General features: G+C 72.8%; 16 protein-coding genes and 1 pseudogene. 10 read left to right on the top strand and 7 right to left on the bottom strand.

Annotated features, from left to right (window positions below; translation table 11 throughout):
• Nucleotides 1-368 precede the first annotated feature (368 nt).
• Nucleotides 369-1,277 (bottom strand): LysR family transcriptional regulator, encoded by a 909-nt coding sequence (locus E6W39_RS31690; protein WP_141636407.1) that lies wholly within the window; start codon nucleotides 1,275-1,277, stop codon nucleotides 369-371.
• Between the two features lie 175 nt (nucleotides 1,278-1,452).
• On the opposite strand from E6W39_RS31690, the gene E6W39_RS31685 reads away from it, so the two are divergent.
• A complete protein-coding gene (locus E6W39_RS31685; protein WP_181799528.1) occupies nucleotides 1,453-2,451 on the top strand; it encodes a DMT family transporter in 999 nt (332 codons plus the stop codon).
• Between the two features lie 33 nt (nucleotides 2,452-2,484).
• Here E6W39_RS31685 and E6W39_RS31680 read toward each other — a convergent pair whose 3' ends face one another.
• Both E6W39_RS31680 and E6W39_RS31675 read right to left on the bottom strand, forming a co-directional pair.
• Nucleotides 2,485-3,000: a GNAT family N-acetyltransferase gene (locus E6W39_RS31680; RefSeq protein WP_141636405.1), complete on the bottom strand. Its 516-nt coding sequence runs from the start codon at nucleotides 2,998-3,000 to the stop codon at nucleotides 2,485-2,487.
• Between the two features lie 64 nt (nucleotides 3,001-3,064).
• Entirely contained in the window at nucleotides 3,065-3,859 is a 795-nt protein-coding gene (locus tag E6W39_RS31675) for a peptidoglycan recognition protein family protein (RefSeq protein ID WP_141636404.1), read from the bottom strand.
• A 226-nt stretch (nucleotides 3,860-4,085) separates the two neighbouring features.
• Between E6W39_RS31675 and E6W39_RS31670 the strand changes: the two genes are divergently transcribed.
• A complete protein-coding gene (locus E6W39_RS31670) occupies nucleotides 4,086-4,733 on the top strand; it encodes a TetR/AcrR family transcriptional regulator (protein WP_141636403.1) in 648 nt (215 codons plus the stop codon).
• A 7-nt stretch (nucleotides 4,734-4,740) separates the two neighbouring features.
• On the opposite strand, the gene E6W39_RS43200 is transcribed toward E6W39_RS31670, so the two are convergent.
• The gene (locus tag E6W39_RS43200; RefSeq protein WP_141636402.1) at nucleotides 4,741-5,979 is read right to left on the bottom strand and encodes a protein phosphatase 2C domain-containing protein; all 1,239 of its coding nucleotides are present in this window, start codon (nucleotides 5,977-5,979) and stop codon (nucleotides 4,741-4,743) included.
• Between the two features lie 220 nt (nucleotides 5,980-6,199).
• On the opposite strand from E6W39_RS43200, the gene E6W39_RS39880 reads away from it, so the two are divergent.
• From E6W39_RS39880 to E6W39_RS31645, 4 genes are all read left to right on the top strand, one after another.
• On the top strand, nucleotides 6,200-6,751 hold the full coding sequence (locus tag E6W39_RS39880) for a hypothetical protein (RefSeq protein ID WP_181799527.1): 552 nt from the start codon (nucleotides 6,200-6,202) through the stop codon (nucleotides 6,749-6,751).
• A 148-nt stretch (nucleotides 6,752-6,899) separates the two neighbouring features.
• A complete protein-coding gene (locus E6W39_RS31655; RefSeq protein ID WP_228718437.1) occupies nucleotides 6,900-7,583 on the top strand; it encodes a DUF3105 domain-containing protein in 684 nt (227 codons plus the stop codon).
• Nucleotides 7,583-8,314, top strand: coding sequence for a DUF305 domain-containing protein (locus E6W39_RS31650; protein WP_141636399.1), 732 nt, complete (start codon nucleotides 7,583-7,585; stop codon nucleotides 8,312-8,314). The genes E6W39_RS31655 and E6W39_RS31650 overlap by 1 nt, the downstream gene beginning before the upstream one ends.
• A gap of 115 nt (nucleotides 8,315-8,429) precedes the next feature.
• Complete coding sequence (locus E6W39_RS31645; RefSeq protein ID WP_141636398.1) at nucleotides 8,430-8,948, top strand: MarR family winged helix-turn-helix transcriptional regulator; 519 nt, start codon at nucleotides 8,430-8,432, stop codon at nucleotides 8,946-8,948.
• 103 nt (nucleotides 8,949-9,051) lie between these two features.
• On the opposite strand, the gene E6W39_RS31640 is transcribed toward E6W39_RS31645, so the two are convergent.
• The 3 genes and pseudogenes from E6W39_RS31640 to E6W39_RS43765 form a co-directional block, all read right to left on the bottom strand.
• Nucleotides 9,052-10,590 carry an AlkA N-terminal domain-containing protein gene (locus E6W39_RS31640; protein ID WP_141636397.1) on the bottom strand — a complete coding sequence of 513 codons (1,539 nt, stop codon included), beginning with the start codon at nucleotides 10,588-10,590 and terminating at the stop codon, nucleotides 9,052-9,054.
• 44 nt (nucleotides 10,591-10,634) lie between these two features.
• Nucleotides 10,635-11,774: a ribosome small subunit-dependent GTPase A gene (gene rsgA, locus E6W39_RS31635; protein ID WP_181799759.1), complete on the bottom strand. Its 1,140-nt coding sequence runs from the start codon at nucleotides 11,772-11,774 to the stop codon at nucleotides 10,635-10,637.
• Nucleotides 11,775-12,391: 617 nt separating this feature from the next.
• Nucleotides 12,392-13,666 (bottom strand): annotated as a pseudogene (locus E6W39_RS43765) (YihY/virulence factor BrkB family protein); the annotation flags it as partial.
• A gap of 200 nt (nucleotides 13,667-13,866) precedes the next feature.
• On the opposite strand from E6W39_RS43765, the gene E6W39_RS44325 reads away from it, so the two are divergent.
• The 4 genes from E6W39_RS44325 to E6W39_RS31620 all read left to right on the top strand — a co-directional run bounded on the left by E6W39_RS44325 (nucleotide 13,867) and on the right by E6W39_RS31620 (nucleotide 16,824).
• The gene (locus E6W39_RS44325) at nucleotides 13,867-13,950 is read left to right on the top strand and encodes a putative leader peptide (RefSeq protein ID WP_329492070.1); all 84 of its coding nucleotides are present in this window, start codon (nucleotides 13,867-13,869) and stop codon (nucleotides 13,948-13,950) included.
• A gap of 202 nt (nucleotides 13,951-14,152) precedes the next feature.
• Nucleotides 14,153-15,871, top strand: a complete 1,719-nt coding sequence (locus tag E6W39_RS31625) for a nitrite/sulfite reductase (RefSeq protein ID WP_141636394.1) — start codon at nucleotides 14,153-14,155, stop codon at nucleotides 15,869-15,871.
• A gap of 100 nt (nucleotides 15,872-15,971) precedes the next feature.
• Nucleotides 15,972-16,142, top strand: a complete 171-nt coding sequence (locus E6W39_RS39875) for a hypothetical protein (RefSeq protein ID WP_180356398.1) — start codon at nucleotides 15,972-15,974, stop codon at nucleotides 16,140-16,142.
• Nucleotides 16,135-16,824, top strand: coding sequence for a phosphoadenylyl-sulfate reductase (locus E6W39_RS31620; protein ID WP_141636393.1), 690 nt, complete (start codon nucleotides 16,135-16,137; stop codon nucleotides 16,822-16,824). The genes E6W39_RS39875 and E6W39_RS31620 overlap by 8 nt, the downstream gene beginning before the upstream one ends.
• Nucleotides 16,825-16,883 lie beyond the last annotated feature (59 nt).

Here is a 16,883-nt window from a genome sequence, read left to right as displayed (position 1 = left end):
CGGGCCCCCGGAGGGCTCCTTCTGCGGGCTCATGATCTCTCCGTCCTCCTGCTGCGAATCGCCCCACGGGTTGGCACCGGGGAGGGTCGGCGGCACCAACGGGAACGGCGGGTGCGGCCGCTGCGTTCGGCGCGTCGGCCCCCGCGAACCGCGCCGCCCGCCGGGCCAGGACGGACCGGGGGAAGCGGGTGGTGGGGTCTGGCTCATGGCGCTCCATGCCCTTCTCCGTACGGCCTGCGGGATTCCATGATGGACCGGCCGTCCCTTGCGCGGACGCCCGGTTGACGGATCGCCATGAGCTGCTCACCCCGCGTTCGACACGATCCGGCGACGATTGGACCTGTGGACGGGCTCTGCAGATGGGCTCTCTAGCCGGCGGGGACCTTCTCCGCCGCCGCCCGCAGTGCCTCGACCGCCGCGCGGATCGACGGGCGGCGGTCGGCGTCCGCTCGCCAGACGACATAGACGTGCCGCCGGACACGCTGCTTGAGCGGAACGGTCACCACGCCGGGCGGGATCGGCTGGCGCCCGAGCACGGGCGCGACGCACACGCCCAACCCGGCCGCGACCAGCCCGAGCTGGGTGTGCGTCTCGGCGGCGCGGTGGCCGATGACCGGCTCCACGCCCCGCGAGCGCAGGGTGAACAGCAGCCACTCGTGGCAGAACTCGCCCTCCCCCCAGGTGATCCACTCATCGTCGGCGAACTCGCCCAAGTCCACCTCGTCGCGGCCGGCGAGCGGATGGCCCTCGTGCATGGCCACATCGGCCGGGTCGTCGAGGAGCGGCGCCTTCACCAGGCCGTCGGGCAGCGGCATCGGCTTGTTGTACCAGTCGAGCACGACTGCGAGATCGAGGTCGCCGCGGATCACGCCCGCGATGCCGGACTCCGGCTCCAGCTCGCTGGAGCGCACCCGCAGCGCCGGATGCTGGGCGCGCAGGATGCTCAGCGCGGCGGGGAACAGCCCGCGCGCGGCGGTCGGGAACGCCGAGAGCCGCAGCTCGCCGATGACCTGGCCGCGGTGCGCGTCCAGATCGGACTCGGCGAGCTCCACCTGCGAGAGGATGCGCGCCGAGTGCTCGGCCAGCAGCCGCCCGGCGTCCGTCAGCCGCACGCCCCGCCCGTTCTTGGCCAGCAGTTGCTGGCCCACCTCGCGCTCCAGCTTGGACATCTGCTGCGACACCGCCGACGTCGTGACGTGCAGCGCATCGGCCGCGCCGCTGACCGAGCCGTGCCGGGCGAGGGCGTCAAGGGTGCGCAGTCGCTCGAGGTTCAACATGCCCGCTCCCGGTTCGGCTCCACACAGGTCCAGCTCCATGGAGGTCCGGCTCGCTACAGATGGCTCGCGACGGGCCGGGTTCCATACAACGACCGCTATACGTTAGCAATACTACGAGGTACTGGTTTCGAATTCTCGCTTGTGCTACGAGATCGGCGCAAGCATCGTTGCCTGTATGAGCAGCACCAGCCCCGCCACCGCTACCCGACCCCAGGTCAGCGCCCCTGCGCGCCCCCGTCCGCGCCTCGACTGGCGGCTGCGCTTCGGCGCCCTGTCGCTGATCTGGGGCTTCAGCTTCCTCTTCATGAAGATCGGGACGGAGGGGTACCCGCCCCTGCAGGTCGCGTTCGGGCGGCTGTTCTTCGGCACCGTGGTGCTGGCGGCCACCATGGCGGTGAAGCGTGAGCGGCTCCCGCGCGGCGCACGCACCTGGGGGCACCTCGCGGTTGCCGCGTTCCTGCTGAACGCCCTGCCGTTCTCACTCTTCGCCTATTCGGAGCTGACCATCCCGTCGACGCTGGCGGGCATCTGCAACGCGACCTCACCGCTGTGGGGCATGGTCCTGTCCCTGGTCGCCCTCTCCGAGGACCGTCCGACGCGCATCCGGGTGGCCGGCCTCGGCCTGGGCTTCCTCGGCGTGCTGACCGTGCTCGGCGCCTGGCAGGGCTTCCACGGCCTGAACGCCGCTGGCACGGCGCTGGCCCTGCTGGCCTCGCTCAGCTACCCGATCGGCTGGATCTACGTCCGCCGCACCCTGGCCGGTTCCAGCCACTCCCACCTTTCCCTGACCGGCACCCAGCTGCTCCTGGCCACCATCCAACTGGCCGTTGTCACACCGCTGTTCAGCAAGCTGCCGAGCCACGTCGCCGTGCTCCCGCTGCTGGCCATCGCCGCCCTGGGCGCGCTCGGCACCGGGCTGGCCGTCCTCGTCCAGTACGGCCTGGTCGCCGAGGTCGGCCCGACGACCGGCCAGATGGTCACCTACTTCATCCCGGTCATCGCCGCCGTCGCAGGCGTCGCCATCCTCGGCGAGCGCATGAGCTGGTCGACCCCGATCGGCGCGGTGATCGTCCTGGCGGGTGCGGCCCTGACCCAGGCGAGGCCGCGCGGCCAGGCGAGGCCGCGCGGCCAGGCGAGGCCGCGCGGCAAGGCGAGGCCGCGCGGCAAGGGCTAGGGGTAGCGGCGGCTGGACCTGCCTGCGGTCGCCTCACTCCCCCAACAGGTCCAGCCGCCAGTCGTTCGACGTTATCCAACTTCCCTTGGGGTACTCGAACTTGATGGTCTCCACCAGCTCGAACCCGGCCTTGCGGCAGACCGCGTTCGACGCCGCGTGGTCGACGCTCGGGAACGCGTGCAGATAGCGGTGCGTCCCGATGGCGCGCGCCGCCTCAACAGCGGCGCGCGCGGCCGCGACGGCGACCCCCCGCCCCTGGAACTCGGGCAGCACCGACCAGCCGGCCTCCCAGGCCATGGCACCGTTCGACTCGTGCTCCCAGAAGCCGATCGAACCGGCCGTCTCCCCCGTACCGGGCAGCACCACCCGGTAGATCTGCCCCCGCTCCCCGAGCGCAAGATACCGCTGGTGCCGGGCGGCCAGCTGCTCCGCAGTCTCCGGACCGCCCAGGTGCTCGGTCATCTCGGGGGTGTTGTTGCGCTCGAGCAGCCAGAAGTCGCCCTCACCCCAGAGCTCGAGGTCGACGCTGTGAACAGGTGCGTTGGTCATGGCGGCACCCTACGGCCCACCTCTGACAATCACCGGATGGAGCGTCAACTCCCCTGCCGACGGCTCAGGACACCGGGCGCTGCCAGGCCGCGTTCCAGGTCTGCTCACCCACGATGCCGTCCACGGTCAGCGGCCACCCGTGCGCGGTGCAGTCCTGCTGGAACTGCTCGCAGATGCTCTGACTCTCCGCGCCGTACCAGCCGTCGACGCTGATCGGCCAGCCGCGCTCCGCCATCCGCTGCTGCCAGGTGCGAACGTTGTCGTCGTTGAGCAGCGGGCTCTGCAGCCGCAGGTACTCCCCGGGCCAGGGCGGCGCGGCCGCCCCACCCCTGGATCCGCCGCCCCCACCCGGCCGCGGGGCACCGCGCTGCACCCAGGCATAGAGCGGGCCGCCCGGGCAGTCGGTCGGATACCCGTCCCGGTGCCCCTTGATCTCGGGCCCGGCACCGCCCTGCTGCTGCAGCCACTCGATGGCATCCCGCAGACCGTTGAGCATGTCGTCGCTCGGCTGGGTGAGGCCCGAGTTCCCCACCATCCCGCAGACCGCGTAGTGGGCGAGGTTGAGCGGCTGGTTGCCGTTGGCGCCGGTCTCGTGGTGCAGGCCGCGGCCCTCGAAGACGTAGCCGTGCGGGCACGCGACCGCGGTGTACGCGATGTCGATCCAGCCCTGGCTGGTGTCAGCCATGTGGGCCGCCTGGATGCCGCGCATCCGGCCCGCGCACCACTCGTGATGGCTCACCAGATCCGCAGGCACCGGATCACCCTCGTAGTGGACCTTCACGCCCTGAGTGCCCGCGACATACGTCCAGGGCTGCTTGGGCGGTTGGGCGCCCCATTCGGCACGGGTCACCAGTTTCACGGAAGCCTCCTCCCCTGACGGACCACCAGATCCACCAGCAAGGTAAGCCGAATCACCGACGGACCGAACCCTCTTGGCGCAACGTTAGGCCGAACGGGTGTCGTCCTCTCGTGGGAAGTCGGGCCGTCCTCCCACAGGAAGTCGGAACGGACGTCGGAACGGAAGCTCCACGCCCGCGCCGTAAGCTGGGCAGTCCCCCACAGGTCCACCCCGAGGAGCCCCCACCATGACCGCGCCACGTCTTCGGCGGCCCGCGAGACCGCGGGAGGAGGTGCTGGCCGTGGCGATGGCGGCGATCGCGGAGCACGGGCTGGCGAAGCTCACCATGGCGGGGCTGGGCAAGCAGGTGGGGATGAGTGCGGGGCACCTGCTCTACTACTTCGGCAGCAAGGACCAGTTGCTGCTGGAGACGCTGCGGTGGAGCGAGGAGCAGCTCGGCGAGCGGCGGCGGGCGGAGCTCGGGCGGGCCGGGGTGAGCGCCTGGGAGCGGTTCGGGGCGTATGCGGAGCTGTATCTGGCGGACGGGCCGGGGGATCCGCGGTGGATCCTGTGGGTGGAGGTGTGGGGGCGGTCGCCCGCGAGTGCGGAGTTGCGGGCCGGGCAGTTGGAGATCGAGGCGCCGTGGCAGGCCGATCTTGAGGCGCTGATCGAGGAGGGGGTGGCGGCCGGCGCGTTCCGGGGCGGGCCGGCGGCGGAGCGGGCCGAGCAGTTGCGGGCGGTGCTGGACGGGTACTCGGTGCCGCTGGCGATCGGACTGCCGGGGGTGGACCGGGAGCAGTCGCTCAGCCGGGTGCGGGCAGTGGCGGCGGCGCTGCTCGGCGTGGACGAGGAGATCAGTGTGGACGGGGAGACCGGCGTGGACGGGGAGAGTTGACGCACCGTCAGTCGGCCCAGAGGGCGACGGCCGTGCGGTCGTCCGCGTAGCCCTTGGCGCGGACCTGGATCTGGCGCAGGAAGTCCACGGTGCCCGGTGGGTGGGGGTGCGACCAGTGGGTGGCGAGGAAGTGGCCGACGGCGGGCTCCTCCGCGACGGGGTCGGCCAGGCCCGGGGAGCAGAGCAGCAGGATGTCCCCGGGGGTGGCCGGGACCAGGCGGAACCGGAACGGGCGCGGCCCGGGCGGCACGGGGGCCGGGTCGTCCTGCCCGTCGGGGTGGTGGAGCAGCCGGGCGGCGTAGGCGTCGATCCAGTGGCCGGAGCGCAGCAGGTAGAGGCCGCCCGGGCCGAGGCCGAAGGCGGCGCGGTGGGTGGCCTGCGGGTCGAGGGAGATCAGCAGGCAGTGCAGGGCGCCGGCGGTGTGCGGGGCCGGGCCGCGCAGGCCGGCCGCGGCGCCGGCGGTGAGGCGCTGCAGGCCGTAGCGGAGCCGGTCGCGGGCGCCGGTGCGCAGGTCGGCGGCGAGTTCGGTGCGGCTGCGGCCGATTGCCTCGGCGAGATGGGTGGCTGCCTGGTGGACGGCGTGGGAGGCCGGGGCAGCACCGAGGTCGAGCTCGGGTCCGGTGCCCGCCGGCGGCGCGGTGCGCGGGTCGACGGTGGCCGGCAGGCGGGCCCGGCTGCCGAGGACGGCGAGCAGCAGGCCGTCGGGGTCGTCGCCGAACCGGGTCAGCAGCAGGGCGTCGGTGCGCGGTTCGCCCCGGTAGCGGGCGGAGTCGCCGCGGATCGAGGCCGCGCGCAGGGTGAGCCCCGGGTACTGGGCGCCGTCGAGGGCGGTGTCCGGGACGACGGCGGCGAGCTGCTCGGGGGCGGCGGGGAGCAGGGTGGGTTCGGGGCTGTAGGTGGGCGGGCGGGTTCCGACGTGCGGGGCGGGGGCAGGGGCGGGGGCCGGCGGTTGGGCCGCGGGTGGCGGCGGTGCCGTGCTGGGGGTGCGGGGCGGCTTGACGAGGGAGACCCGAGGAGCGGGGGCGAGGGACACCCGAGGAGCGGGCTCAGCAGACTCGGCGGGCTCAGCGGGTTCGACTGCTTCCACCGCCTCCGCCGCGTCGACCGTGTCCCTGTCCCGCTGACGGCCGATCAGCCCGACGACCGAGGCGATCGAGTCGAACCACTCGTCGACGCTCTCGTTCCCGCCCTGCGCCTCGGGGTGTCGGGCAGCCGGCCGGCCGGTCCGTCGTAGACCCGCCCCCACCAGGCGTCCGCCGAGCTCGTCGAGGTGGGACCACCCTGGTCGGTCATCTGGCGACTCCTCACGGGCAACGGGTGGCGGGCAGTGGTCATTCTGCCCACCGGCAGGCGCGCTGTCCGGGGTTTCATAGGGATCAGGCCAACAGCCGGAGCATCGGATTAAACCGAAACTGGCTCCCTAACAGGGGGACCATTTCACCCATTCGGCTGACTAATATGTGCGCATGACCGCGCCAGGACCTGTCGAACCCGCCCCGGGGAGCGCCGCTTTCGCGCGCCGCCCGGGTGGTGTGACATGGGCCCTGTCCCTGATCGGTCTGCTGGCCGCCCTGCTGGTGGCGCTACCCTGCGCCGGCTCGGCCCTGGCCGCCGTACCGCCCGCCCCGGGCTCCGCCGCCGGGAGCCCCGCCGCCGGGACCACCCCGGGGACGGCCGGAAGCCGCACCGCTCGGAGCACTGTCGCCCAGAGCAGCGCCGCTCGGAGCACTGTCACCCAGAGCGCCCCCGCAGCCGCTCCGGCCCGGACCCTCTCCGTGCCGTTCGAGAAGGCCTGGTGCTCCAAGGAGGCCCCGCTGCCCGGCCCGGGCCACGGCTGCTCCGGCGATTCGTGGTGCGGCCGGCAGGCGCAGCTGCCGAACGCCCCGCCGCAGCCGGTCGCGGCCGCGCTGCCCCGGCTGGTCCCGCCCCGCCCGGCGCCCGTGGCGGTGCCGGTGATCGCGGCGGCCTGGCCGGCCCCCACTCCTGATCTTCACCTGCTCCAGGTCAATCGGCCCTGAGCGGAACCCCCGCAGCCGGCCCCTGCGGCCGTGGCACCGGCTCCCGTCGGCGCCCCGGCCCACGCGGCTGACCTGCGGTCTTGCCCTGCCCTGTTTACCTCTCATGCCGCCGCGCGCCCTACCGCCGGCGGGGACAAGGAAGATTTCCGTGGGTTCCGCCTCCCAGCAGACCAACTCGTCCGGTTCCAACAAGGTGCGGCCGGGCAAGCAGGCCGCCGCGGACCGCCGCGACCGGATCGCCAAGCTGCGTGCCGACGAGCAGCGCCGCGAGAAGCGGATGAAGGTCATAGCCTTCTCGATCGCCGGTGTGCTGGTCGCGGGCACCATCGCCGGCGGCACGTACATCATCGTCGACGCGCAGAACAAGCAGCACGCCAAGGCGGAGGCCGCCAAGGCGCCGATCCCGGGCGTGAAGACCTGGGACAACCTGACCCGCAACCACGTGCAGGGCACGGTGAACTACCCGATGACCCCGCCGGTCGGCGGTGACCACAACTCGGTCTGGCAGACCTGCATGGGCAACGTCTACACCCAGCCGCTGCAGAACGAGCACGCGGTTCACTCGCTGGAGCACGGCGCGGTCTGGGTGACGTACAACGGCAAGGCCACCCCGAACGACATCAAGGTCCTCTCGGACAAGGTCAAGGCGACCCCGTACTCGATGATGAGCCCGTACCCGACCGAGTCGGGCACCATCACGCTCAGCGCCTGGGGCACCCAGCTGGTGGTGGACAGCGCCACCGACCCGCGGGTCGAGAAGTTCTTCACCAAGTACGTGGAGGGCCCGCAGACCCAGGAGCCCGGTGCGTCCTGCAGTGCGGGGGCGATGTGATGAGCGACGGCGACGGCCTGACGCCCGAGGGGCTCGCGGAGCTCGACGCGTCCGTCGAGGAGCCGGCGGCGGCGCCGGTCAAGCGGCGCCGCACGCTCTGGTGGCCGGCCGCGCTGGCGGCGACGGTCGCGCTCTGCCTCGGTGTGCCGGCCCTGGTGGCGGGCGGCTCCACGGCCTCCGGCACGGTGGCGTCCGCCCCGGCCACGGACTCGCCCGAGGCCGGCTTCGCCCGCGACATGGCGACGCACCACCAGCAGGCGATCGACCTGTCGTTCATCGTCCGGGACCGCACCAGTAACGACGAGGTGCGCAACTTCGCGTTCGACATCATCAACACCCAGGCCAACCAGCGCGGCATGATGATGGGTTGGCTGGACCAGTGGGGTCTGACCCAGAACTCGGCAGCCCAGCCGATGTCCTGGATGAAGATGCCGATGAGCTACCAGGCGCACGACGGCTCGCTGATGCCCGGCATGGCCACCAACGCCCAGATGGACCAGCTGCGTTCGCTCAGCGGCAAGGACGCGGAGGTCCTCTTCCTGCAGCTGATGATCCAGCACCACAGGGGCGGGGTCGAGATGGCCCAGGGCTATGTGGACGTGGCGCAGAACGCGGCTGAGAAGCGGCTGGCGCAGTCCATGGTGACGGCGCAGAGCTCGGAGATCCAGCTGATGACGGACATGCTGGCCGCGCGCGGGGCCAAGCCGCTCCCGGACTCGACCAACATGTGATCACCCAACATGTGATCAGCCGATACGTGATCACCGGACGGCGATCGTGAGACGGGGTCTCAGCTGGCGGAACGCCGACTGAGACCCCGTCTGTTCCCGGGATACGCTGTCGGCCATGTCAGCCGCGCCCCACCGCACACCCACCGATGACCCCGACTCCGCCGGAACCCCCGGCGAGGCGCTCGCGATCGAACGCGCCCAGCGGCTGACCGATGTGGTCACCCGGTTGCGCCGGGCCCTGCGCAGCAGCATCCGCACCGACTACCCGTGGGAGTCGCTGCCGATGGCGCAGGTGGAGCTGCTGCAGACGCTGGCGGTCGCGCCGCTGCGGGTGGGCGAGTTGGCGGCCCGCCAGCGGCTGGCGCCGAACACGGTCAGCGGGCTGGTCGGCAAGCTGCTGGAGGCCGGGTTCGTCGACCGGCAGGCCGATCCGGGCGACCGCCGCACCGCGCGGATCGCGCTCACCGCGGCCGGTCACCAGCAGCTGGCGGATTGGCAGCACGCCCATGAGCGCCGGATCGCCGCCGCGCTGGCCACCCTCTCCCCCGCCGACCACGACGCGGTGATGGCGGCCCTGCCCGGCCTGGAGCAGCTCGCCAAGGCGCTCGCCGGGAACGGCACTCGGGAGCCCTGAGGCCAACTCGGTTACCGGAAACGCTACTCGGGATCCCTGATCCCAACTCGGTTGCCGGGAACGGGGTTCGGCACCCCTGATTGCCCCGCTCAATGACTGTCGCTCAGCCCGCCGACGCCAGCGCCCACAGCTGGTGCACCGCGTAGGACCGCCACGGCGCCCAGGCGCGGGCGGCCTCGGCTGCGGCCTTCGGGTCGGAGGCGGCGCCGAGCCGCCGCAGGCCGTCGCGGATGCCGATGTCGCTGGGCAGGAAGACGTCCGGGTCGCCGAGCGCCCGCATCCGCAGGTAGCCGACCGTCCACGGGCCGATCCCGCGCAGCGCCAGCAGTTGCTCGGCCGCCTGCTCGCGGTCCACGCCGGCGTCCAGCCGGACGCTGCCGTCGGCGAGTGCGGCGCACAGGCCGCGCAGCGCGTTCTGCCGGGCCGTGGGCATCGCCAGGTCCGCCGAGTCGGCCTCGGCGAGGGCGGCGGCGGTCGGGAAGAGGGCGGTCAGGCCGCCGCTCGGTTCGGACAGCGGGGTGCCGTAGCGGGCGGCGAGCCGGCCGGCCAGGGTGCGGGCGGCGGCGACGGTGACCTGCTGGCCGAGTACGGCCCGGACCGCGAGTTCATGCGGATCGACGTGGCCGGGCGAGCGCAGTCCGGGGCGCGCGGCCACGGCCGGTCCGAGCAGCGGGTCGGCACCGAGTTGCTCGGCGACCGCCTCCGGGTCGGCGTCCAGGTCGAAGAGCGCGCGCAGCCGGTGCACGGCGGTGGTCAGGTCGCGCAGGTCGGCCAGCCGCAGCCGGCAGTCCAGCCAGCCCCGCGCGGCCGAACCGCTCTCAGCGGGAGAGTCGACCTCGGCGATGCCCGGGCCGTGCGGCAGCGCGAGGGTCCGCCGGTAGGTGCGGATGCCGCGCTTGCCTGCCACCACCTCCTCGACGCCGGGGACGGCACGCAGGGCGAGGAAGTCCATCAGGTGCTCGGCGTCGATCGCGCCCCGGTAGGCGAGGCGCAGGCTGAGCGCGCCGGGGGTGGCGGTGGTGGCGAGTCTGGTGCCGCTCTCGGTGCGCAGCGCGCTCGGTGTGCGGTCGTACACCTCGCGGACGGTGTCGTTGAACTGCCGCACGGACGCGAAGCCGGCCGCGAACGCGACCTCGGTGACGGGCAGTTCGGTGGTCTGCAGCAACAGCCGGGCGGTCTGGGCCCGTTGTGCGCGGGCCAGCGCGATCGGCCCGGCGCCGAGCTCCGCGGTGAGCTGGCGCTGCAGTTGGCGGGCGCTGTAGCCGAGCCGGGTGGCGAGGCCGGCGACGCCCTCGCGGTCCACCACTCCGTCGCCGATCAGCCGCATCGCGCGGCCGACCAGGTCGGCGCGGTGGTTCCACTCCGGCGAGCCGGGCACCGAGTCGGGCCGGCAGCGGCGGCAGGCCCGGAATCCGGCGCCCTGGGCGGCGGCCGCGGTCGGGTAGAACGTGCAGTTGACCCGTTTGGGGGTGACTGCGGGGCAGCTCGGGCGGCAGTAGATGCCGGTGGTGGTGACGGCCGTGAAGAACACGCCGTCGAACCTGGCGTCCCTGCTGTCCACTGCCCGGTAGCGGGTCTCGTCGTCGATCACGTCCTCCAGTCTGCGCCTCCCGGGCGGGCCGGACTGGCGGGAATCGGACATCACCGTCAGGTCCGTCCCCGCCCGGGGTCGCGCAGGCCGAGGCCCTACTTCGGCGCGCGGCTGCCGTGCCAGGGGCGGATGTTGCCCCGGGCGTTCTTGGAGCGCGTCTTCCAGACGCGCTCCCGCTCGGCGGCCAGCCGTGCGTCGCTGCGGGACGCGATCCACTCGTTCTCGCGCTGCAGCTTGAGGTAGCTGTCCCAGCGGCGGTGCGCCAGCGTGCCGTCCTCGAGCGCCGCCCGGACGGCGCAGCCGGGCTCGCTGTGGTGCGAGCAGTCCGGGAACCGGCAGGTCTCGGCCAGCTCCTCGATCTCGGCGAACGCCTGCTGGAGGCCTTCGCCGCCGTAGAGGCCGACGCCGCGCAGACCGGGGGTGTCGATCAGCACGCCGCCGCCGGGCAGCGGGAACATCTCGCGGGTGGTCGTGGTGTGGCGGCCCTTGTTGTCGCTGTCGCGGGTCTGCTGGACGGTCATCACCTCGCTGCCCAGCAGCGCGTTGGTCAGGGTGGACTTGCCGGCGCCGGACTGGCCGATCAGCGCGGCGGTGCCGCCCAGGCAGGCGCGCAGCACATCGAGGCCGTCGCCGGTCTCGGCGCTGACCACCAGCACGGTGGCGCCGGGGGCGACCTGCTCGACGTCCGCCCGGATGTACTCGGCGTCGTCGACCAGGTCGGCCTTGGTGAGCACGATCAGCGGTTGGGCGCCGCTCTCGTAGGCGAGGGCGAGGAACCGCTCGACGCGGCCGAGGTCGGGCTCGGTGGCGAGCGAGACGGCGATCACCACGGTGTCGACGTTGGCGGCGAGCACCTGGCCGTCGGAGCTCTTGCCGGCGCCCTTGCGGACGATCGCGGTGCTGCGCGGCAGCAGGGCGGCGAGGGTGGCCATCGGTTCGGCGTGCGGGTCGACGGCCACCCAGTCGCCGGTGCACGGGTTGTCGATGGTCTCGCCGCCGCTGACCGGTCGGGTGTCGGCGCGCACGGTGGTGAGGGCGCCGGTCTCGGGGTCGGCGATCACCACATCGGCCTGGCCGCGGTCGACCCGGGCCAGCCGGCCGGCGACCAGGCCGGCGTCGGCGAGTGGGGCGAACTGCTCGGTCAGCCGGTCGGTCCAGCCGTAGGCGGCGAGCAGGTCTTCAGAGGTGGAACGTGCAGAAGTGGAACGTGCAGAAGTGGAGAGTGCGTTGAACAACGCGGTGAGCCCTTCGGGAGCTGAGATTCCCGGGGGCTGAGCGATCGTCAGCCGGCAACCGGGAGGAGGTGGAGGTGAAGGCGAGTGCTGCGCTGGGCAGCGGCGAACGCGGTGACAGCCATCGGGCCCACCTCCTGTTTCTGCTCCCGGACCGAGGACCGGCCCTGACGGTGGATCACCTGTACGGTGATCGCTTGCGGACGGCAGCTTAGAGCACGCGCCGCGCGAACGCATCCGATTTTTCCGAGGACACCTGGCACCGCGCCCAGCCGGGCCACCCCGCACTGCGCTCGGCTTTCCCGGGCCACCCCGCAGCGCGTCTCAGTGCCCCTCCCACGGCGGCCGCGGCGGGTACCCGGGCAGCGCCGAGTCCACCGGCCCGCGCTCGCCGGGGAACCGGCCGTCCGACCCCCAGGGCTGCTCCGGCCGCTCCACCACCGGCTCCCCGGTGCCGCCCTGGACGGGTGCGGCCGGCACGGCCGGGCGGGGGCACCCTGCGCACCGGCGGGCGCGGGACCGGCCGGCGGGACGGACGAGGGCCCGGGCGCCGCCGGTCCGGGCATCGCGGTGCCGGCCGCACCGTGCACCCGGTGCTGCGGCGGCTGGGGCTGCTGCTGCGGCGGGTGCACCGGCCGCGGCGGCGCAGCCGGGGCCACCGGGCTCGGGCGGTCACTGTCGGGGGGCGGCGGCGGTGTGCGGCGGCGCTTGGAGCCGGCGAGCAGGCGGCCGCGGACGTTGGTCGGCGCCAACATGTCGGCCCAGCGCTCGGGGTACTCGCTGGGCACCTCGTCGTCGCCCTCGTCCTCGTCGGCGTCCCCTTCGCCGTCCTCGTAGCCGTCGGCCAGCCCGAGCACCCGGGCCAGCTCGGCCCGCTCGGCAGCCCGCCGGGCACCGGCCTCGCGGACCAGGGCGGCGGCGGCCTGCTCGGCGGCCCGGTCGTGCTCGGCGCGGGCGTCGGCGGTCTCCACGGTGGGCCACCGGCGGTCGATCGCGGCGTTCATCGCGGCGCCGATCAGCACCGCGATCGCGACCACGAAGATCCACAGCAGCACGGCGATCGGCGCCGCCAGTGAGCCGTAGACGCTCGGCCCCTCGACCGAGTGCACCAGGTAGAGCCGCAGCACCAGGCTGCAGATCACCAGCACGCCGAGCGCCACCAGCGCGCCGGGGATGTCCTCGCGCCAGGGCGTCCTGACGGGCACGGCCAGGTGGTAGAGCGTGGTGAGGAAGACGATCAGCAGCAGGATCGCGACCGGCCAGTAGAGCGCGCTGACCGCGCCCGCGATGCCGGGCACCGCGTTCACCACCAGGCCGGGGCCGGCGACCAGCAGCGGCAGCACCAGCGAGCCGATCACCAGCGCGCCCATGTAGAGGCCGAGTGACATCGCCCGGGTCTTGACGATGCCGCGCTTGCCGTCCAGCCCGTACATCACGGTGATGGTGTCGATGAAGATGTAGAGCGCGCGGGAGCCGGACCAGAGCGAGAACAGGAAGCCGATCGAGATCAGGTCGGGCCGGCCGTTGGCGAAGACGCTGTTCAGCAGCGGCTGCACGGTCTGGTGGATCGAGGACTGCGACAGCACGGTCCCGGCGGCCGAGAGGATGTCCGCCTGGAGCTTCTGGATGGTGCCGGCGCCGAGCAGGTCGTCGAGGTAGCCGAGGGTGCCGGCCAGGCAGAGCAGCAGCGGCGGGATCGACAGCAGGGTGAAGAACGCCGCCTCGGCGGCGAGCCCGGTCACCCGGTACTCGACGCAGGTGTTGGTGGTGTCCTTGATCAGCGCCCAGACGGTCGCCCGCCAGGTCGACCGGCGGGCGGCTCGGCGGCCGCCCCTGCCCCTGCGCCGGGTGGGCCGTTCGGCGGCCGTTTTGCTGATCTCACCTGGTGACTGCACACCCCTAAGGTATCGGGCGGGTCCAAACGCACGCCCCCAGCCGCACCCCCCGCCCCTCCGGCGGCCCTCGCGCCGCCGGGACCGCCCCGGCACCCGCCGCTGCCTGGGCAGATGGGTACTCGTCCCGCTATTCGGAACACTTGAGTCCAGATAATGGATGGTGGTGGACCGGGGATAGTTCGGCATGCGAGTCTCTTGCCATGCCCAGCGCCGGAACCACCTTGGTCGGTCGACTCCACGTCGATCTCCTTCGCGTGTCCAGCGCCATCTGTCCGGTGATCTGAGAGCACGACCCAAGCCCGCCAGCACCGCACCGGCGCCACCGCGCCGCCAGCCCAGCCGCCCGTGGTCACGCCCGGCGCCCAGGGCTCCCGATCGCCGCCCCGGATACCCGCCCACCTGCGGGTATGCGCTGGTCGCCGCAGGTCGGAGCCGTGAGTACCGGCAGCCATCGGATCATCAGCCTGCTGCCCGAAGGACGTTCACATGGCCACCACTTCCGACTCGGTCGAGGCCCAGCCCGCGAGCGAACCGGCGCCGCGCGCCGCCCGCAAGGTGACCCGGCATCGCGGCGAGGGCCAGTGGGGCATGGGTCACCACACCCCGCTGAACGCCAATGAGCAGTTCAAGAAGGACGACGACGGTCTCAATGTGCGGACACGCATTGAGACGATCTACGCGCACCGCGGCTTCGACTCGATCGACCCGTCCGACCTGCGCGGCCGGATGCGCTGGTGGGGCCTGTACACCCAGCGCAAGGAGGGCATCGACGGCGGCAAGACCGCCATCCTCGACCCGCACGAGCTGGACGCCGAGTACTTCATGCTCCGGGTCCGGATCGACGGCGGCCGGCTGACGGTGGCCCAGCTGAACGCGATCGCCGAGGTCTCGCAGCAGTACGCGCGCGGCACCGCCGACCTGACCGACCGCCAGAACATCCAGTTCCACTGGATCCGGATCGAGGACGTGCCCGCGATCTGGCAGAAGCTGGAGGCCGTCGGCCTGTCCACCACCGAGGCGTGCGGCGACACCCCGCGGGTCATCCTCGGCTCCCCGGTGGCCGGCATCGCCGCGGACGAGATCATCGACGGCACGCCCGCCATCGAGGAGATCCAGCGCCGCTTCATCGGCAACCCGGCCTTCTCCAACCTGCCGCGCAAGTTCAAGAGCGCGGTCTCCGGCTCCCCGCTGCTGGACGTGGCGCACGAGATCAACGACGTGGCGTTCGTCGGCGTGGTCCACCCCGAACACGGCCCGGGCTTCGACCTCTGGGTCGGCGGCGGCCTGTCCACCAACCCCAAGTTGGGCGTGCGGCTGGGCGCCTGGGTCCCACTGGACGAGGTGCCGGACGTCTTCGGCGGCGTGATCGGCATCTTCCGCGACTACGGCTACCGCCGGCTGCGCAACCGGGCCCGGCTGAAGTTCCTGGTCGCCGACTGGGGCGCGGCCAAGTTCCGCCAGGTGCTGGAGGACGAGTACCTCAAGTACCAGCTGGTCGACGGCCCGGCGCCCGAGCAGCCCGCCGGCGTGTGGCGCGACCACGTCGGCGTGCACCGGCAGAACGACGGCCGGTACTACGTCGGCTTCGCCCCCCGGGTCGGCCGGATGGACGGCGCGCTGCTCGGCAAGGTCGCCGAACTGGCCGCCGCGCACGGCTCCGACCGGCTGCGCACCACCGCCGAGCAGAAGATGCTGGTGCTCGACGTGCCCGAGGACCGGATCGACGCGCTGGTGGCCGGTCTGGAGGCGCTGGACCTGCGGGTCAGCCCGTCCCCGTTCCGGCGCGGCACCATGGCCTGCACCGGCCTGGAGTACTGCAAGCTCGCCATCGTCGAGACCAAGGAGCGCGGGCGCACCCTGATCGACGAACTGGAGTCCCGGCTGCCGGACTTCGACGAGCCGCTGTCCATCAACATCAACGGCTGCCCGAACTCCTGCGCCCGGATCCAGGTCGGCGACATCGGCCTCAAGGGCCAGTTGGTCACCGACGAGCACGGCAACCAGGTCGAGGGCTACCAGGTGCACCTCGGCGGCGCGCTCGGCCTGGAGGCCGGGTTCGGCCGCAAGGTGCGCGGGCTCAAAGTGACCAAGGACGGCCTGGCGGACTACATCGAGCGGCTGCTGACCCGCTTCCAGGCCGACCGCGCGGACGGCGAGCGGTTCGCCCAGTGGGCGGCCCGGGCCGGCGAGGAGCAGCTGTCGTGAGCGAGCGAAGCATGGGGGTCCCCCCGGCCGAAGGCTGGGGGAGAGCCATTAAGAGGTGCGTGTCTCGCGAAGCGACCGCCGAGCTCTGCGAGGCGGCCGCATGAGCGAGCGAGCCGCGCCGTTCTACTGCCCCTACTGCGGGGACGAGGACCTGCGCCCGTCCGCCGAGGGCGGGCACGGTGCCTGGGAGTGCGCCGGCTGCCGCCGGGCGTTCCAGGTCAAGTTCCTTGGCCTGCTGGCACCTTCGACTGGGGGAACGACCGATGACTGACCTGGAGAAGCTGGCCACCGCGGCCGGCCGCGAGCTGGAGGACGCCTCGGCGCAGGAGATCATGCGCTGGGCCGCCGACACCTTCGGCAGCAAGCTGTGCGTGACCTCCTCGATGGAGGACGCGGTGGTGGCCCACCTGGCGTCCACCGCAGCGCCCGGGATCGACGTGGTCTTCCTGGACACCGGCTACCACTTCCCGGAGACCATCGGCACCCGGGACGCGGTCGCGGCGACCATGCCGGTCAACGTGATCACCCTGACGCCGCGCCAGACCGTGGCCGAGCAGGACGCCGAGTACGGCCCCGCCCTGCACGACCGCGACCCGGACCTGTGCTGCTCGCTGCGCAAGGTCGAGCCGCTGCAGCGCGGGCTGACGGCCTACGACGCCTGGGCCACCGGCCTGCGCCGCGACGAGTCGCCGACCCGGGCCAACACCCCGGTGGTGGCCTGGGACGCCAAGCGGCGCAAGGTGAAGATCGCGCCGATCGCCCGCTGGACCCAGGCGGACGTGGACGCCTACGTCCAGGAGCACGGCGTGCTGCTCAACCCGCTGCTGTGGGAGGGCTACACCTCGGTGGGCTGCTCGCCGCTCTCCTGCACCCGCATGCCGGGCGAGGGCGAGGAGGGCCGCGCCGGGCGCTGGGCGGGGTCGGGCAAGCAGGAGTGCGGCATCCATCTTTGATGGTGGATGGACTGCCGTCTCTGATGGTGGTCGATCGGCCGACACCATCCGTTCACCCG

This window comes from Kitasatospora acidiphila, assembly GCF_006636205.1.
Taxonomy (GTDB): Bacteria; Actinomycetota; Actinomycetes; order Streptomycetales; family Streptomycetaceae; genus Kitasatospora; species Kitasatospora acidiphila.
Note: the sequence above shows the minus strand (reverse complement) of the source record. Positions and strands in the feature narration are given on the sequence as shown.